This is a genomic window from Alsobacter sp. (assembly GCF_059501845.1).
In genome coordinates, this window is record NZ_JCACDK010000018.1 from 1,948,940 (window position 1) to 1,964,265 (window position 15,326).

14 protein-coding genes are annotated in these 15,326 nt (G+C 69.3%); 7 read left to right on the forward strand and 7 right to left on the reverse strand.

Annotated features, from left to right (window positions below):
- The first annotated feature begins 131 nt into the window (after positions 1-131).
- Complete coding sequence (locus AC5JCN_RS24065) at positions 132-1,421, forward strand: DUF3422 family protein (protein ID WP_495757623.1); 1,290 nt, start codon at positions 132-134, stop codon at positions 1,419-1,421.
- 6 nt (positions 1,422-1,427) lie between these two features.
- On the opposite strand, the gene AC5JCN_RS24070 is transcribed toward AC5JCN_RS24065, so the two are convergent.
- The 3 genes from AC5JCN_RS24070 to thiM all read right to left on the reverse strand — a co-directional run bounded on the left by AC5JCN_RS24070 (position 1,428) and on the right by thiM (position 4,444).
- Positions 1,428-1,826 (reverse strand): c-type cytochrome, encoded by a 399-nt coding sequence (locus AC5JCN_RS24070; RefSeq protein WP_495757710.1) that lies wholly within the window; start codon positions 1,824-1,826, stop codon positions 1,428-1,430.
- A 165-nt stretch (positions 1,827-1,991) separates the two neighbouring features.
- A complete protein-coding gene (locus tag AC5JCN_RS24075) occupies positions 1,992-3,548 on the reverse strand; it encodes a malate synthase (protein ID WP_495757624.1) in 1,557 nt (518 codons plus the stop codon).
- Between the two features lie 77 nt (positions 3,549-3,625).
- Positions 3,626-4,444, reverse strand: coding sequence for a hydroxyethylthiazole kinase (thiM, locus tag AC5JCN_RS24080; protein ID WP_495757625.1), 819 nt, complete (start codon positions 4,442-4,444; stop codon positions 3,626-3,628).
- Positions 4,445-4,622: 178 nt separating this feature from the next.
- Here thiM and AC5JCN_RS24085 point away from each other — a divergent pair, with 178 nt between their 5' ends.
- Positions 4,623-6,383, forward strand: coding sequence for a methyl-accepting chemotaxis protein (locus AC5JCN_RS24085; RefSeq protein ID WP_495757626.1), 1,761 nt, complete (start codon positions 4,623-4,625; stop codon positions 6,381-6,383).
- On the opposite strand, the gene glcF is transcribed toward AC5JCN_RS24085, so the two are convergent.
- From glcF to AC5JCN_RS24100, 3 genes are read right to left on the reverse strand one after another with little or no spacing between them, the layout of a single operon-like run.
- Positions 6,380-7,765, reverse strand: coding sequence for a glycolate oxidase subunit GlcF (gene glcF / locus AC5JCN_RS24090; RefSeq protein ID WP_495757627.1), 1,386 nt, complete (start codon positions 7,763-7,765; stop codon positions 6,380-6,382). The two genes, AC5JCN_RS24085 and glcF, sit on opposite strands and share 4 nt — an antisense overlap.
- A gap of 45 nt (positions 7,766-7,810) precedes the next feature.
- Positions 7,811-8,998 (reverse strand): glycolate oxidase subunit GlcE, encoded by a 1,188-nt coding sequence (gene glcE, locus AC5JCN_RS24095; protein ID WP_495757628.1) that lies wholly within the window; start codon positions 8,996-8,998, stop codon positions 7,811-7,813.
- Positions 8,995-10,431 (reverse strand): FAD-linked oxidase C-terminal domain-containing protein, encoded by a 1,437-nt coding sequence (locus AC5JCN_RS24100; RefSeq protein WP_495757629.1) that lies wholly within the window; start codon positions 10,429-10,431, stop codon positions 8,995-8,997. Before AC5JCN_RS24100 ends, glcE begins: the two co-directional genes overlap by 4 nt.
- A 305-nt stretch (positions 10,432-10,736) precedes the next feature.
- Between AC5JCN_RS24100 and AC5JCN_RS24105 the strand changes: the two genes are divergently transcribed.
- Both AC5JCN_RS24105 and AC5JCN_RS24110 read left to right on the forward strand, forming a co-directional pair.
- Positions 10,737-11,561 (forward strand): DUF2076 domain-containing protein, encoded by an 825-nt coding sequence (locus AC5JCN_RS24105; RefSeq protein WP_495757630.1) that lies wholly within the window; start codon positions 10,737-10,739, stop codon positions 11,559-11,561.
- Positions 11,562-11,570: 9 nt separating this feature from the next.
- Positions 11,571-12,455, forward strand: a complete 885-nt coding sequence (locus tag AC5JCN_RS24110) for an LOG family protein (protein WP_495757631.1) — start codon at positions 11,571-11,573, stop codon at positions 12,453-12,455.
- Positions 12,456-12,472: 17 nt separating this feature from the next.
- Here the strand turns inward: AC5JCN_RS24110 and AC5JCN_RS24115 are convergent, their stop codons facing one another.
- Positions 12,473-13,192 carry a L,D-transpeptidase gene (locus tag AC5JCN_RS24115; protein ID WP_495757632.1) on the reverse strand — a complete coding sequence of 240 codons (720 nt, stop codon included), beginning with the start codon at positions 13,190-13,192 and terminating at the stop codon, positions 12,473-12,475.
- Positions 13,193-13,459: 267 nt separating this feature from the next.
- On the opposite strand from AC5JCN_RS24115, the gene AC5JCN_RS24120 reads away from it, so the two are divergent.
- The 3 genes from AC5JCN_RS24120 (at position 13,460) to groES (ending at position 15,208) form a co-directional block, all read left to right on the forward strand.
- Positions 13,460-14,080 carry a protein phosphatase CheZ gene (locus tag AC5JCN_RS24120; RefSeq protein ID WP_495757633.1) on the forward strand — a complete coding sequence of 207 codons (621 nt, stop codon included), beginning with the start codon at positions 13,460-13,462 and terminating at the stop codon, positions 14,078-14,080.
- A gap of 77 nt (positions 14,081-14,157) precedes the next feature.
- A complete protein-coding gene (locus AC5JCN_RS24125) occupies positions 14,158-14,676 on the forward strand; it encodes a GNAT family N-acetyltransferase (protein WP_495757634.1) in 519 nt (172 codons plus the stop codon).
- Between the two features lie 217 nt (positions 14,677-14,893).
- Positions 14,894-15,208, forward strand: a complete 315-nt coding sequence (gene groES / locus AC5JCN_RS24130; protein ID WP_495757635.1) for a co-chaperone GroES — start codon at positions 14,894-14,896, stop codon at positions 15,206-15,208.
- Positions 15,209-15,326: the final 118 nt, after the last annotated feature.

The following is a 15,326-nucleotide window of genomic DNA, read 5'->3' on the forward strand; positions in this document are numbered from 1 at the left end:
CCTCGCGGCTTCGAGGGCCAGTGCGCGATGCGGCCGCACGGCGCATGGCTTGCGTGCACGCGGCATTTTCCGGGGAGAGCTGCAGCGCCGTCATTGTACAGCTTCGCCCGAGGCGGCACACTGCCCGCCGCATGGAGCCCATCCTCAATCTCGCACCCCACCCGCAGCGCGATGCCGTGTTGGCGGAAGTGCATGCCCGGCCGTTCCATCCGCTCCCGACGCCGCGGCGGCTGGTGCATTTCGCCTTCATGCTGGGCGGTGACCGGGCCGCCGCGGACCGGGCCGCGCTGGCTGCCTTCTGTGCCGCGCGTGCCGTGCCGCCGCCGCCGGAGGGGGCCCGTCATCACCGTGCCGACCTGCCTGGCGTCTCCCTGCGATGGGAGCAGCATACCGAGTTCACCACCTACACCTGGGAGTTCGCCGGGACGGCGATCCCGTTTTCCCCGCCGGCGCGGACACCCGCGTCGATCATGGCCTCGCTGCCTCAGCCCGGGCCGCTGCTGTCGGCCGCCGACCTTCACCTCATCGCTGCGTCGGATGCGGTGACGCCCGAACGGATCCCGCATCTCTTCGACCCCGCCAGCCTCGCAATGTCCGAGGTCGAAGGCGGCGCCGCCATTTCTGCCACGGACTTCCATGCCGACGCGGACGGATTCGTCCGCATCCTCGTGGTCGACCGGGGGCTGGGGCCGGCCCAGGCGGGCGCGGTCGCGCAGCGTCTGCTCGAGATCGAGACCTACCGCACGCTGGCCCTGCTCGGCCTGCCCGAGGCGCAGTCGCTTGGGCCCAAGGTCAAGGGAATCGAGGATGCGCTGACCCGCATCGCCAACGCCATGACCGGCAAGACCGGGCTGGACGCCGACCACAAGCTGCTCGACGAACTCACCGCGCTCGCCGCGGCGCTGGAGGCGGAGGCCGCGTCATCCGGCTACAGGTTCGGGGCCAGCCGCGCCTATGACGGCATCGTCCAGCAGCGGCTGGCGGCGATCCACGAGGCCGGCATCGGAGGCTGGCCGACGATCGCGGAGTTTCTCGCCCGCCGCATGGGGCCCGCCATGCGGACCTGCGCCATCATGGAGGAGCGCCAGCAGAAGCTGTCGGAGAAGCTGGCGCGAGCTGCCAACCTGCTGCGTACGCGCGTCGACGTCGAGATCGAGCGGCAGAACCGTGACCTGCTGAGCGCCATGAACGAGCGGACCCGTCTCCAGCTCAGGCTGCAGCAGACGGTCGAGGGCCTCTCGGTCGCCGCCATCAGCTACTACATCGTCGGATTGGCGAGCTATCTGTTCAAGGGCCTGAAGGATGTCGGGCTGCTGCCCTTCGATCCCGGGCTGGCCACGGCGATCGTCGTGCCGATCGCCGTCGTCGCGGTGGCCCTGGTGGTGCGGCGGATCCGCAATCACCAGGGCGATGGCCTTTGAGGCCGATCAGGACTTCTTGCCGTCCGGGCCGAACTGCTTGAGGTAGGCAATCACATTGTCGATATCGGCTTCATTCGGGAGGCCGGGGAAGACCATCTTGGTGCCGGGCACCTTGGCCTTCGGGTTCTTGAGATACTCCTTCAGCGTGGCCTCGTCCCAGGTCAGCCCGGAGTTCTTGTTGGCTTCCGAATAGTTGTAGCCGGCATAGATGCCGGAGTGACGGCCGACAACGCCGTTCAGAACCGGGCCGACGGCGTTTTTCGCGTTCTCACCGATCTGATGGCAAGCCTTGCACTTAAGGAAGACCTTCTCGCCGGCCGCGGCGTCCTGCGCGGAGGCGCCGGCGGCGGAGACCAGTACGAAAGACGCCGCGGCAAGGGCCGAAGTAATAACGGTACGAAGCATGTTGATGCCTTCCTGTTGCTTCCCCTGAGCGGGCACGGCGCGACCGACATTGCCCCCTGAGGCTGGCCGCGTTCGTCCCTGGTCATTGTCATAGGTCAAGCGTGGCGGAAATCCAGTCGCCGTTGCTGGACACTTTGATGCAGAACGGGGATGGCAGGGTTGCTCTCAGGCTGAACCGCCGACGAGGAACTCCTGGAACTCGGGCGCCAGCACCGCGGCCTGCACCCTTTCAGCAGCATCGGCGAAGCGCCGGCGGGCGTAGTCCTGCTGGAGCTCGGCCTGCAGCCGTGAGACCTCGTCGTCGATGGTAGCCAGTACGAGATCCGCCGTGATGGGCCGCCCATCGGACAACAAAGCCCCGTGATGCACCCATTGCCAGAGCTGGGCGCGCGCCAGTTCGGCCGAGCCGCCGTCCTCCAGCATACCGTGCCGCTCGAGCGCGCCTTCGCCACGCAGCCACGCCTCGATGTAGTCGAGCGCAATCCGCACGGTGTCGCGCAGTCCGGACTCGGTGCGCCGGCCGGGGTGGATCGACAGCAGGTCCGAAGCGATGACATCGACGTCGTCGCGCAGCACGGCGAGCTGGTTGTCCACGACGCCATGGTTCTGGAAGACCGACCGCGCCACCTGCACCTGCGACGCACGACCGACCCATGTGCCGTCGTAGCCATCAGAGGCCTCGCGCTCCTTGTCGGCACGAAGCTTTCCGAGCCCCACGTCGTTGGCCCGGTGGTCGGACGAGACCGGCAGCATGGCCGCCAGATTGCCGATGGCGAAAGCTCCCCGCCGGTGGCAGGTCTGGACGAGCAGGAGCGGATAGGACGCCAGCACGTTGGCACCCATCATCATCGACGAGCGATCAGGGGTGAGGAACCTCTTGTGACCGCGCAGGCGCTTGATGAAGGAGAACAGGAACGAGGCGCGGCCGCTCTGCAAGCCGAGAATGCGCGAGCGCATCGCGTGCAGTATCTCGTCCATCTCGAAGGCGGCCGGAAGCGTCTCGATCGAGACGGTCACCTTCACGGTGCCCTGCTCCAGCCCGAGCCGGTTTTCAATATCTCCCAGCAGCGCGTCCCAGAACATGGCCTCGCGCCGGCTTTCCAGCTTCGAGACGTAGAGTGCCGGAACACCCCCGGCCGCCACGATGGAAGCGGCGTTGTGGAACAGGTACAGCCCAGCGTCGAAGATGCAGGCAGCGACAGGACGGCCCGCGACGACCAGGCGCTCGTCTTCCAGGTGCAGCCCACGCGGGCGCACCATCAAGGCGGGCGACGAGGCCACGGGGTGGGACGCGAGGCCGGCAGCGCTCCAGCGGTCGCACAGCGCCAGCTGCGCCTCGACGAGGTTGTCCCAGGTGGGCGACAGCATGTCGTCGAAATCGGCGACGAGAACGTCGGCGCCCGAGCCGAGCCCGTCCAGGATCGTCCTTGCCCGGGCCGGAGCAGCCAGCTCGACGACGCGTCGCCGGAGTCCTGCGGGCGCAGGTGCGACAGTCCAGTCGCCGGCGCGCACATGCGCGGTCTCCTCGGAGAAGTCCGGGAAGGCTCCGGCGTCGATCAGGTCCTGCCGCGACCGTCGGGCCGAAAGGAGGATCCGGCGGATCGGATTATGCACGGTCTGAAGGCCGTCGAGAAAGGACAGAGCCCTGGGCGTGAGGAGTTCCCCTTCGGGCGGAGCCCCGCGGGCGAGGTCCACCTGCGCCGTGCCAGTCGCGTCCTGCATGAAAACCCTCCGTATCGGAAGGCAGGATGTACCAGCAAAAATTGTCGAATCCGTTTCTGCGACGACGGAAATATTGCTCAGGCGACGCTGCGGATGATCGCGTCTCGAGCCAGGTCCTCCGGCGTCAGGGCGTGCAGCGCGTCGAGGAACATCGTGCGGAAACTCGCCGGTCCTGCGGCTGTCTCGCCGGCCCGGCGGCCGGCCACGGCGAAGGTCGAGAGAGCGGCGACGGCTGCTTCGAGCCGGTCGTCGGAAACCGCGGCGAAAGCAGCGGTCACCGCGCTTAGCGAGCAGCCCAGCGCCGTGACGAGCGGCATCAACTCGTGGCCGCCCTCGACGGCGACAGTCCGCGTGCCGTCCGTCGCGTAGTCCGTCGCGCCGGTGATGGCCACGGCAGCACCCGTTGCCGCGGCGAGGCTGCGCGCCGGTGCGAGCGCATCGCCGGAGTCGGCCGAGGAATCGACACCCTTCACGCGGGCCGCGCCTGCGCCCGCCAGTGCCGCGATCTCGCTCCCATTGCCGCGAACCACCGCCGGCCTCAGCGCGGCGAGATCGACGCTCGCCTGCGTCCGGTAGCGTGTGGCCCCGCAGCCGACAGGGTCCAGCACCCAGGGCTTGCCACTCGCACCCGCCTGCAGGGCAGCCAGCCGCATCGCGCCGACCCAGGGAGAGGAGAGCGTTCCGACGTTGACGACCAGCGCATCCGAGATGGCGAGGAAATCCTCGACCTCGTCCAGCGCATGCACCATGGCCGGAGAGGCGCCGAGCGCCAGCAGCAGGTTCGCGGACACGTCCATGGCGACATAGTTGGTGATGTTGTGGACAAGCGGGCGCTTCTGGCGAAGCCTGTGCAGCAGCTCGGCGGCCCGCGCCGCCGTGATAGCCTCGTTGGTCATGCAATCCTCCCGTTTGCCGTCACCAAAAACTCAGTCCGCGAAATTCAGCTTAAGCAAAGCAATTTCAAGACAGGTTTAACGATGATCAGCGTAGAACTGTCCGGGCGGGCACGCAAAGAGCCCGTTTTGCGGCAGAAGCCTGTAGTGTGCGGGGGCGGCCCGGGTGCTGTTGACGCGGATGCTGAAGGTTCTGGGCCGGGGCTCGTCCCCGGTCGGCGAACTGTTGCCACAGCCCACTGCGCTCGCCCCGGCCGATGTCGCTGCGCCGGCGGCGCAGCAGGACGGCCTGACGCCGATCATCACCCAGCTGGAGGACGACCTCACCCTGGCCATGCAGGTGGTCGGCCATAGCGCGGCCGACGTCCAGGCCAGCGTCTCCTCCACCATCTCGATCGTCGACGCCATCCGCGACGCCAGCCTCGAACTGTCGCGGCTGTCCGGCGATGCTTTCGAGGTGGCAAACGGCCTCGCCGACACCACGCGCAACCTTCAGCAGACGACCGGAGCGATCGAGGAGCATATCTCCGGCACCGACGCCTTCGTCCACGACGCCCAGCAACTCGCGCGCGACGTCACCCTGCGCATCTCCGAGTTGGGCGGGGCGGTGGACCGCATTGCCGGCGTCGTCGCGGTCATCGGTGCCATCGCCCGGCAGACCAACCTGCTGGCGCTGAACGCCAGCATCGAGGCGGCCCGTGCGGGTGCTTCCGGGCGCGGCTTCGCCGTCGTCGCCACAGAAGTGAAGGCCCTGGCCGGGCAGGTTCAGGCTGCAACCGGCGACATCTCCACGCAGATCGTGCAGTTGCAGTCGTTGGCACGCGACGGCACGGCCTCGGTGGATGCCATCGCCAAGCTGCTCGACCGGGTCGGGCCGGTCCTCGGCTCCGTCCGCGACGCCATGGGCGCGCAGGTGGCCGGTACGCGCGATGTCGCGTCCCGCGCACTCGAAAGCCTGCAGTTCGTGAGCGTCGTCTCGAAGAAGAGCGAGTCGATGGCGGACATGACCGCCCAGGCAACGGAAACCTGCGCCACTGCGGGTCATGCGGCAGGCGCCATGGTGCCGGCGCTGCGGCGGCTGGGCGACCGTTCGACGGCGTCGCTGCGCTACGCCGAAGCCCGCAATCGGCGCGTGCAGTCCCGTCTACCGGTGCGGATACCCGGCACGATCCTGCCGACCCCGGGCGGCAATATCGGGCCGATCGACGTCGTCGTGCTCGACATCTCGCGCGGCGGTGCCCTCGCATGGTCGACCAACCGGCAGCTCGCCGAAGGCACGGTCTGCACCCTGGATCTCACCGGGCTCGGCGTGTCCCGCGCCCGCCTGCGGGAGGTGGGCGAGAATGGCTACCACCTCTCCTTTGTCGAACCCGATGCGGAATTCGTTGCTGGCGTGGAGGCCGCGATGGCGGCTGCCGATGCTCGCAACCGCCCCGTCATCGACGCGGTGATGGACGCGGCACGGCGGATTTCGGCCGGGTTCGAGGCAAGCGTCGGGAGCGGGGCAGTCGCCTTGCACGAACTCGTCGGCGGCGTGTATCGCCGGATCCCCGGCACCGACCCGTTCCAGTACGAAACGCCGGCGGCAGCGGCGTACGCGTCGGTCCTGCCGCCCATCCTCGCCGAATTGCGCCTTTCCGTACCGGGCTGCCGCGAAACCGTCGCCTACGATCGCAACGCCTATGCGCCCGTGCATCTCCCGGAACTGTCCAGGGCCCAGCGTCCGCGCGACGCGGCTTGGAACGCGCTCCATTCCCGCGACAGGCGAATCTACGACCAGGCGACGCTGCTCGCCGCTGCCCGAAACCAGGCGCCCGTGCAGGTCTTCGTGACGACGCGCGATCCCGCCGGCGCGGCGATCGAGCCCTGCCAGATGGTCGCTGCCCCGGTGACCGTGAACAGCCGGCTCTGGGGCAACGTCGTCGCCACCATTTCTCTCTAGAAAACCGCCTGCCGCGCAGCGATGGCGGGCTGCGCCTCCAGCGGCCTTTCGGCAAACCCGGCATCCGACAGTGCCTCTGGCATCGGCCCGCCGGTGACCCAATCGAGCAGTTCCACCGTGTGCAGGATGGGGACGGCCTGGCCTCGCCCCGAGAGGCCATGGCCGATCTGGGTGATGCAGCCGATATTGCCGGTCGCGATGATGTCGGGGCGCGTGCGCAGGACGTTGTCGACCTTGCGATCGCGCAGCTGCCCGGCGATCTCGGGCTGCAGGATGTTGTAGACGCCCGCCGACCCGCAGCAGATGTGGCCCTCCGGCACGTCCTTCACCACGAAGCCCGACCCCTTCAGGAGCCGCTTCGGCTCCTCCCGGATCTGTTGCCCGTGCTGCATGGAGCAGGCCGAGTGGTATGCGACGACGTCGCCCGTCCGGCGCATCGCCGGAAGAGGCTCCAGACCCGAAAGGTACTCTGTCACGTCCTTTGCCAGCGCCGACACCCGCTTCGCCTTCTCCGCATAGGCGGGATCGTCGCGGAACATGAAGCCGTAGTCCTTGATCGTCGTCCCGCAGCCCGAGGCGGTGATCAGTATGGCGTCGAGCCCGTCCCCGTCGATCTCGCGGATCCAGGCATCGATCAGGCGCTTCGCATGGCCGTGGGCCTCGTGCTCGGCCCCCATGTGATGGACGAGCGCGCCGCAGCAGCCCTCTCCCTTCGGCAGCACGACCTCGACGCCGTGGCGATTGAGCAGGCGGATGGCGGCCTCGTTGATCGACGGCTTGAGCACGGGCTGCGCGCAGCCCGACAGCATGGCGACCCGCGCCTTCCGCTTCCCTTCGGCCGGGAGTACGCGTGGGCCCTCCTGGTGCGATCGCGCCGGGAGGCGGGCCGGCGCCAGCGACAGCATCGCCGCGAGGCGCGCGCCCACGACGGGAAGTCGCGCCAGCAGCGGCCGCAGCGGCTTGCCAGCCAGCGCTCCCAGCAGGGCGAACCGGAACCGGTTGGGATAGGGCAGGACGTTCCGCAGCACGGCGCGGATCGCCTTGTCCGCGACCGGCCGGTCATAGGTCTGCTCGATGTAGCTGCGCGCGTGATCGACGAGGTGCATGTAGTGCACGCCGGACGGGCACGTCGTCATGCAGGACAGGCAGGAGAGGCAGCGGTCGATGTGCTTGACGACCTGCGGCGTCGCCGGGCGGCCATGCTCGAGCATGTCCTTGATGAGGTAAATGCGCCCACGCGGGCTGTCGAGCTCGTCGCCGAGCAGCAGGTAGGTCGGGCAGGTCGCCGTGCAGAAGCCGCAATGCACGCAGGTGCGCAGGATCTTCTCCGACGCCGCTGTCGCCGGATCCTTGAGCTGCTCCGCGGTGAAGTTGGTCTGCATGGGTGGTCCCGGTGGCGCGGCGGCGCCATCCCTGTCGGTTCGAGGTCAGTGTCCGGCGTACATGCGGCCGGGATTGAACAGGCCGTGCGGATCGAGGCTCGCCTTGACGCCGGCCTGCAGGGCCGCCAATGCGGGCTCCGGCGGCTGGAAGACGTCGACGGCGGCGCGCAGTTCCGCAGGGGCCCGGACCAGCGTGGCGTGCCCGCCGCTGCCCCGCAGGGCGGTGCGCAGCGCCGCGGCTCCAGCGTCCCCTGACGCCGCAGTGGAGAGCCACACCAGCCCGCCGCCCCAGTCGAAGAGATGCCGGCGGACGAGGCCCTCCGGGAGCCGGGTCATCACGGCCGGAGCCCGGGAAGCGGCGACCGAAACCCGCCACACCGCGTCGGCGCGAGGCTCGGCCAGGAAGCCGCCGTCGCGGATCGCGGTCCAAAGCGGCGCCGCGGTTTCGCCCGGCATCGTGTCCGTGGGTCCGTGCGGCGCCAGCACACGGCGGAGTTCCCCGGCCCGGTAGTCGACCGACTGGCGAAAGCCCTCCAGGCGGAGGAGCGTTTTCGGCACCCGCTCGATGGAGCCGGGCAGGTGGGCGGCTCCGCTCACTTCGTAGGGGGAGCCCAGCGCAGCGGCCATGGCAGCGATCGCCTGCGGGTCCTGCAGCCCGTGCACCACCACGGTGACGGTCGTTTCGGGGGCGGGCTGGACCTTTAGGACGATCTCGCTGAAGACGCCCAGCGTACCCCAGGATCCCGCCATCAGCCGCGCCAGATCGAGGCCTGTGACGTTCTTCATCACGCGACCGCCCGACTTCACCATCTCGCCCCTGCCATTGGCGAAGCGGACGCCGAGCAGGCTGTCCCGACAGGCGCCGGCGGCGACCCGGCGCGGGCCGGAGAGGTTGCCGGCCACCATGCCGCCGACCGTCGGTTCGCCGGTGCTGCCGAGCAGCGTGCGATAGTCCAGCGGCTCGAAGGTCAGCGCCTGCCCCTTGCCGGCCAGCGTGTCGACAACCTCGCGAAGAGGCGTTCCGGCGCGCGCGCCGATGACGAGTTCGGTCGGTTCGTAGAGCGTGATCCCGGTGAGGGCCGCGGTCGAGATCGTGCGCCCGGCCTGCACCGGCCGGCCGATCCCGGACTTGCTGCCCGAGCCCTCGACCAGCATCGGCGTGCGTTCCGCCGCCGCGGTCGCGACGGCCTCGGCGAGGTCCTTCTCATCGGCCGGGCGCACGATGTCGGTCATGCCGCCGTCCGCCCGTCGAGCGGGAACACCTTCGCGGGGTTCAGGAGCCATTGCGGGTCGAAGGCGGCGCGCACGCGCATCTGCTGGGCGAGGTCCGCCTCGGTGAACTGGCAGCGCATCAGGTCGCGCTTCTCGATCCCGACGCCGTGCTCGCCCGTCAGGCAGCCGCCGACCTCGACGCAGAGCTTCAGGATGTCGTTGCCGGCGTCCTCGGCCTTGCGGGCCTGCTCGGGATCGTTGACGTCGTACATCACGAGCGGATGCAGGTTGCCGTCGCCCGCGTGGAACACGTTTGCGACGCGCAGGCCGTAGCCTTTCACGATCTCGTCGATCCGGCGCAGCACGAAGGGCAGCTGTCCGGTCGGGATGGTGCCATCCATGCAAATGTAGTCCGCGATGCGGCCGGTCGCACCGAAGGCCGACTTGCGGCCCTTCCAGATTGCGGCGGTCTCCATCGCCGACTTCGACTCACGGATCGTCGAGACGCCGTGGTCGCGCGCGATGGCGACGATGCGGCGCAGCGTCGTGTCCATCTCCTCGTCGGAGCCCTCCACTTCGATGATGAGCAGCGCGCCGCAGTCCAGCGGATACCCGGCCTTGGCGAAGGCCTCGCAGATCGCCACGGCGGGGCTGTCCATGAACTCCATGGCGACCGGGATGATGCCCGCCCCGATGATGGCGGCGACCGCGGATCCGGCCTCTTCGCTCGTCCTGAAGCCGAACAGGACGGGCCGCGCACCCTCGGCGATCGGCAGGATGCGGACGACGGCTTCCGTCACGACGCCGAGTTGGCCTTCCGATCCCACGACCAGCGCCAGCAGGTCGTAGCCCGCGCTGTCCATGGCGTCGCTGCCGATCTCGACGACCGTGCCGTCGATGAGCACCATGCGCACGCCCAGGATATTGTTGGTGGTCACCCCGTACTTCAGGCAGTGGGCGCCGCCCGAATTCATCGCGATGTTTCCGGCGATGGTGCAGGCCAGCTGCGACGAGGGATCCGGCGCGTAGAAAAAGCCATCGGCGCCGACCGCGGCCGAGATCCCGAGATTGGTGATGCCGGCCTGGACGCGCATGGTGCGGTCGCCGAAATTGACGTCGAGGACGCGGTTCATCTTGGCGATGCCGAGGACGATGGAGTCCTCCTGCGGGATTGCCCCGCCGGCCAGCGAGGTGCCAGCGCCGCGCGGCACCACCTTGACGCCCTGCTCGTGGCAGAAGCGCAGCACGGCGGAGACCTGCTCCGTCGTCGACGGCAGCGCCACGGCGAGCGGAACCCTGCGATAGGCCGTGAAGGCATCAGTCTCGAAGGCGCGACGCTCGTCCTCGGACACCACGAGCGCCTCGGGTGGAAGCAGGCGCGACAGGCCGTTCACGATATCGTCGCGCCGCGCGAGAATGCCTGGATCCGGCGTGGGAAAGGCGATCCCTGTCATCGCTGGTCTCCCCTGTGCTGCGGTCTTGTTTTCCGGTCCGCTGCGGTCGCGATCCGGCCTGATGTAGCCGGTTCCGTCCGCCCGCGCCAGACGGCGCCGGGCCGCACAGACCGGCGCGGCGGGACGGCTGCGGAACCTTGGAGGCGCCAGGGCGTCGCGACAGCGTGATCCGCCCTTCGCAGGATGTGCGGCGGGGCCTGCTGCCGCTCCCCTTGGAGGGCGCGTGCGGCGATCCCACATGCCAGGGACGCGGGCGGGACCGCGACGTCAGACGCAACAGGATCCCGGCCTACGAGGAGGACACGATGACCCCCGATGAACGCAAACTTCTCTCGGACCTGTTCGACCGGACCCGGGGCGCCGCAACAGCGCCGCGCGACCGCGAGGCCGAGGAGATGATCGCGGAGGCCGTCCGCGCCCAGCCCTATGCTCCCTATCTGCTGGCCCAGACCGTCCTCGTGCAAGAGGAAGGCCTGCGTGCGGCGGCCAGCCGTATCCAGGAACTCGAGGCCCAGCTCGCCGATCGCGACGCCAGGCAGGAGGAGGGTGGAAGCTTCCTCGGCGGCATCGGCAAGACCATCTTCGGCTCGTCCGAGCCGGCAAGGCCCACCTCGGTGCCGCGCGTCGGCGCTTCTTCCGTCAATGCTCCCCCTGCCGCGCCGCAGCCAGGCGGCCCGTGGGGCCGCGGCCCCGCGCCGACGCCCGGGTTCGGCGGCGGCCAACCCGGCTTCGGGGCGGGCGGCCCCGGGTTCGGCGGTGGACAGGCCTTCGGCGGCGGCCGCGGCGGTTTCCTGAGCGGTGCGCTGAGCACGGCGGCGGGTGTCGCGGGCGGAGCGCTTCTGTTCCAGGGCATCTCCAGCCTGTTCGGCAGCGCCCACGCGGCCGGTCCCGTTGCGCAGAGCATGGCAGACCCGGCTGCGCTGGGCGGGGCGTCCGGCGTCAACGACGTCTTCAACGCCATGCCGGGGGCCGACGGCGCCAAAGCCGATGCGGCCGCGCAGGACGCTTCCGCAAATGATGCCGGGGATGACGGCCCGGCGGTCGACGATGCCGGCTACGACGACGATGGCGGTTTCGACGATGGCGGCGGGTTCGATTCGGGCGGAGACGACGGAGGCGACTGGGCCTAATCTCGCCTCATGAGCGACAAGGATACCAAGACGCCCCACCCGGGCCAGCGTCCGGGCGGGGCACCGCCGCGGGGGGCGCCCTCGCAGCCACTGACACCCGACAACGCAGCGCAGAAGGCGTCCGCCACCTACCGCCTGCCTCTCCACGACCCCGATTTCTTGCTCGGCGACTCCACCCGCGGCGTGCGCTTCCTGCTGGAGTACCAGAAGGCCGAGGAGCATCTTCGGGCGTGGGGCATCCGCACCACGATCGTCGTCTTCGGCTCGGCCCGGGCTCGCCCGGCCGGCATCCCGTCGCCGCTCGGCGAGGCGGGCGCGCGCTGGTACGAGGAAGCCCGCCGCTTCGGCGCCATTGCCTCGCAGCGGGGAGGGGCGCTCGAGACCAACGGCGGACGCCGCGACAACGTCATCGCGACCGGCGGCGGGCCGGGCATCATGGAAGCGGCCAACCGCGGCGCCGCGGACGTCGGGGCACCGTCGATCGGCTTCAACATTACGCTCCCGCACGAGCAGGAGCCGAACGCGTTCTCGACCCCCGACCTCACCTTCGCCTTCCACTACTTTGCCATGCGCAAGATGCACCTCGCCATGCGCGCCAACGCGCTGGTGGTGTTCCCGGGCGGCTTCGGCACTTTCGACGAGATGTTCGAGGTGCTCACCCTGTCGCAGACCGGCAAGGCGATGCCTGTACCCGTGGTCCTTGCCGACGAGGGCTATTGGCGAAGCGTGATCAACTTCGACGCGCTCGTGCAGCACGGCATGGTCCGCCGGGAAGACCTGGAGCTCTTCACCTTCGCGGACGATGCAGAGGCGATCTGGGAGTGCCTGGTCAAACGCGGCATCAGGATCCTGCGAAACGGCAGCGCGCCGCGAGACGACGGCCCGGCGGCCTGAGGCTGCCCGGCTGGCCTTCAGAGCACGATGACGGTAGTGCCCACCTTCACGCGTCCGTAAAGGTCCGTCACGTCCTCGTTGAGCAGGCGAATACAGCCCGAGGAGACGTTCCGCCCGATCGTCTCCGGCTCATTCGTACCGTGAATGCGGTAGAGTGAGGACCCGAGATACATGGCCCGCGCGCCCAGCGGGTTCTGCGGCCCGCCTGCCAGATGGCGGGGCAGGTCGGGACGCCGCATGAGCATCTCCGCGGGCGGGATCCAGTCCGGCCACTCGGCCTTGCGAGTGATCGTCTTGACGCCAGACCAGGTGAAGCCGGGGCGGCCGACGCCGATGCCATAGCGCAGGGCCTTGCCGCCGGGCTGCACGAGGTAGAGGAACTTGGCGGGCGTGTCGATGACGACCGTCCCCGGCGCGTATGAGCTCTCATACGCCACCTCCTGCCGCTCGAAGCGCGGGTCGAAGGCGCCCTCGAGCGGGGTGACGGGGCCCGGTTCGGGCTCAGGCAGCGACGCCGTGCGCCAGCCGCGCTGACCGTCGGGCTGGGGCTGGTCGGGAACCGCGGCTGGCGACGGCTCTGCCCTGCCGCGGTCAGGTGTAGGGTCGCGCCCCGTCATGATCAGCTCGATGAAGCCGCCGCCGAGGGAGCCCGGCCGCGAGGACCCGGCCATGGCGGGAGAGACGAGGGCGGCTCCTGCCGCGATCAGAACGAGCCAATGCCGTACTGCGATCATCATGGTCCCCGCTTCTGCAAGCACAGGCGAGAATCGTGCGCGCCACGGTGAGCGCGCCGTAAAGAAAACGGGTGTCCACGCGCTTTCGAGGTTCGGCGGCATTCTTATCGTTTCGCGTGGTTGATGCGCCGTATCGCGCCGGCGTTTCCACTTGCCGGCCGTTAACCACGGCGCGCGATCCATCGCATTTCGCGTAACCGGGTAAGCGGGCCTTCACCCTGCGATGGCAAGCAGGTGGGACGGCCGAAAGGCGGCCCGAAAGACCCGAAGATGCTGGCTCCACGCAAGCCCTTCCGCATCGAGCATTTCGGAACCGCGCAGGCAGACCCCGCGGAGCGCACCGGACTGAACCCGGCCGGCCCCGCACGCACCCTGGGCCACCGCGAACGGACCGCCTTGCGCGCCGCCATCGCGTCTGGGGAAGCCCTTCGCCGCGCCGCCCGCGAACTCGGGGAAGTCGTTGCCGATACCGCGGCGGCTGCGAATGCCGTGCTCGGCGCGTCCGAGGAGATCGATCTCTCCGTCGATCGGCTTCGCATGCTCGCGGGTCGCGGGCCCATCCTCCCCGTCGCCGACGAGATCAGCGAGCAGGCCGCATCGGTCATGCAGGCCTGCGGCTTCCAGGACCTTACCGGCCAGCGCATCGCCAACGTCGTCGCCATCCTGCACGACATGGAAAGCCGCCTGGCAGCCCTGCGCGAGGTGTTCTCGGCCACCGGCCCGGGCATCGAGGAAGAGCCTCAGGCAGCCTCCGCGCGTGAGCCCGTGCTCGAGAACGGCCCGAAGCTGCCGTCGGATGGCGGTCATCTGACACAGGAGCAGGTAGACCGCGTGCTCGGCGGCGGCCTTCCCGCGGCGGCCCTCCCGCTCCGGGCGGTCCGCTCGTTCTGACCGCTTCCGTCGCTTCGGATGGCCACTCCGCATGCCGGGGCTTCCAGGTTGCCGCCCGGCGTGCGACAGAGCGCGCCATGACAGCGAGCGCCACACCGATGCCTCCCCCTTCACCGGCCGGAATCAGCATCGGTCCCGGCACGGACGCCGACGGCGCGGCCATGGCGGCCCTGATCGCGGCCGTGTTCGCGGAATACGAGAACTGCCCGTTCGTCGCCGCTGAATTTCCCGAGCTCGCCGCGCCGGCGACCCGTTACGGCACCGGCGGAGGAGCGCTTTTCGTGGCGCGCGACGCGGACGGCAATCTCGTCGGCTCGCTCGCCGTGGCGCCTGGCTACAGGGCCGGCGACTTCGAGCTGTTCAAGGTCTATCTGGCGCGCTCATGGCGCGGCCGGGGCCTTGCGGCCCATCTACTCTCGCTCGCCATGAGCCAGGCGCGCCAGGCGGGCGCGAGACGCCTGGTGCTGTGGTCCGATACACGGTTCCTCGACGGGCATCGGTTCTACCGCCGCCATGGCTTCCGGCTGTTGCCGGGTGTTAGGGCGCTGCACGATACGGCCCGGTCGCTGGAGTTCGGCTTCGAACGCCTGCTCTAGGCGCCATCATCGCGCCATGCGCCAGCGATAAACCTCGCGCTATGCCAGTCGTTTGGTTCCGGTCCTGCGACGAAAGGCTACAGCCTGCTCTTGACAGCCGGAAAGCCCCTCATTATCTCCACCGTCAACCTGCTAGCACTCGTTGGAAGTGAGTGCTAACAGGGCCAGAGAGTGTCCAAGCGCCGATTTAGGCGTGCATGACAAGAGGGAAACCCACATGAGCTTCCGTCCGCTGCATGACCGCGTGGTGGTCCGCCGCCTCGAGTCCGAGGAGAAGACGAAGGGCGGCATCATCATCCCCGACAGCGCCAAGGAAAAGCCCCAGGAGGGCGAGGTGGTCGCGGTCGGCCCTGGCGCCCGTGACGAGAGCGGCAAGCTCGTTCCCCTCGACGTGAAGGAGGGGGACCGCGTGCTGTTCGGCAAGTGGTCGGGCACCGAGGTCAAGATCGACGGCCAGGATCTCCTCATCATGAAGGAGAGCGACATCCTCGGCATCGTGACCACGAGCGGCAAGGCCAAGAAGGCCGCCTGATCGCCTGTCGGTCCGGACCGGCGCGGGCAAGAGCTCCCCGGTCCATTCCGTGATCATCGCCGCCTCCGGGCGGTACCGAAACAGGGTTCCGGCTGGGCCAGCGGTCCGGCCCGGTGAC

Coding starts and splice junctions, on each gene's coding strand:
- AC5JCN_RS24065 (WP_495757623.1), top strand. CDS start 132: ATGGAGCCCATCCTCAATCTCGCACCCCACCCGCAGCGCGATGCCGTG.
- AC5JCN_RS24070 (WP_495757710.1), bottom strand. CDS start 1,826: ATGCTTCGTACCGTTATTACTTCGGCCCTTGCCGCGGCGTCTTTCGTA.
- AC5JCN_RS24075 (WP_495757624.1), bottom strand. CDS start 3,548: ATGCAGGACGCGACTGGCACGGCGCAGGTGGACCTCGCCCGCGGGGCT.
- thiM (WP_495757625.1), bottom strand. CDS start 4,444: ATGACCAACGAGGCTATCACGGCGGCGCGGGCCGCCGAGCTGCTGCAC.
- AC5JCN_RS24085 (WP_495757626.1), top strand. CDS start 4,623: ATGCTGAAGGTTCTGGGCCGGGGCTCGTCCCCGGTCGGCGAACTGTTG.
- glcF (WP_495757627.1), bottom strand. CDS start 7,765: ATGCAGACCAACTTCACCGCGGAGCAGCTCAAGGATCCGGCGACAGCG.
- glcE (WP_495757628.1), bottom strand. CDS start 8,998: ATGACCGACATCGTGCGCCCGGCCGATGAGAAGGACCTCGCCGAGGCC.
- AC5JCN_RS24100 (WP_495757629.1), bottom strand. CDS start 10,431: ATGACAGGGATCGCCTTTCCCACGCCGGATCCAGGCATTCTCGCGCGG.
- AC5JCN_RS24105 (WP_495757630.1), top strand. CDS start 10,737: ATGACCCCCGATGAACGCAAACTTCTCTCGGACCTGTTCGACCGGACC.
- AC5JCN_RS24110 (WP_495757631.1), top strand. CDS start 11,571: ATGAGCGACAAGGATACCAAGACGCCCCACCCGGGCCAGCGTCCGGGC.
- AC5JCN_RS24115 (WP_495757632.1), bottom strand. CDS start 13,192: ATGATGATCGCAGTACGGCATTGGCTCGTTCTGATCGCGGCAGGAGCC.
- AC5JCN_RS24120 (WP_495757633.1), top strand. CDS start 13,460: ATGCTGGCTCCACGCAAGCCCTTCCGCATCGAGCATTTCGGAACCGCG.
- AC5JCN_RS24125 (WP_495757634.1), top strand. CDS start 14,158: ATGACAGCGAGCGCCACACCGATGCCTCCCCCTTCACCGGCCGGAATC.
- groES (WP_495757635.1), top strand. CDS start 14,894: ATGAGCTTCCGTCCGCTGCATGACCGCGTGGTGGTCCGCCGCCTCGAG.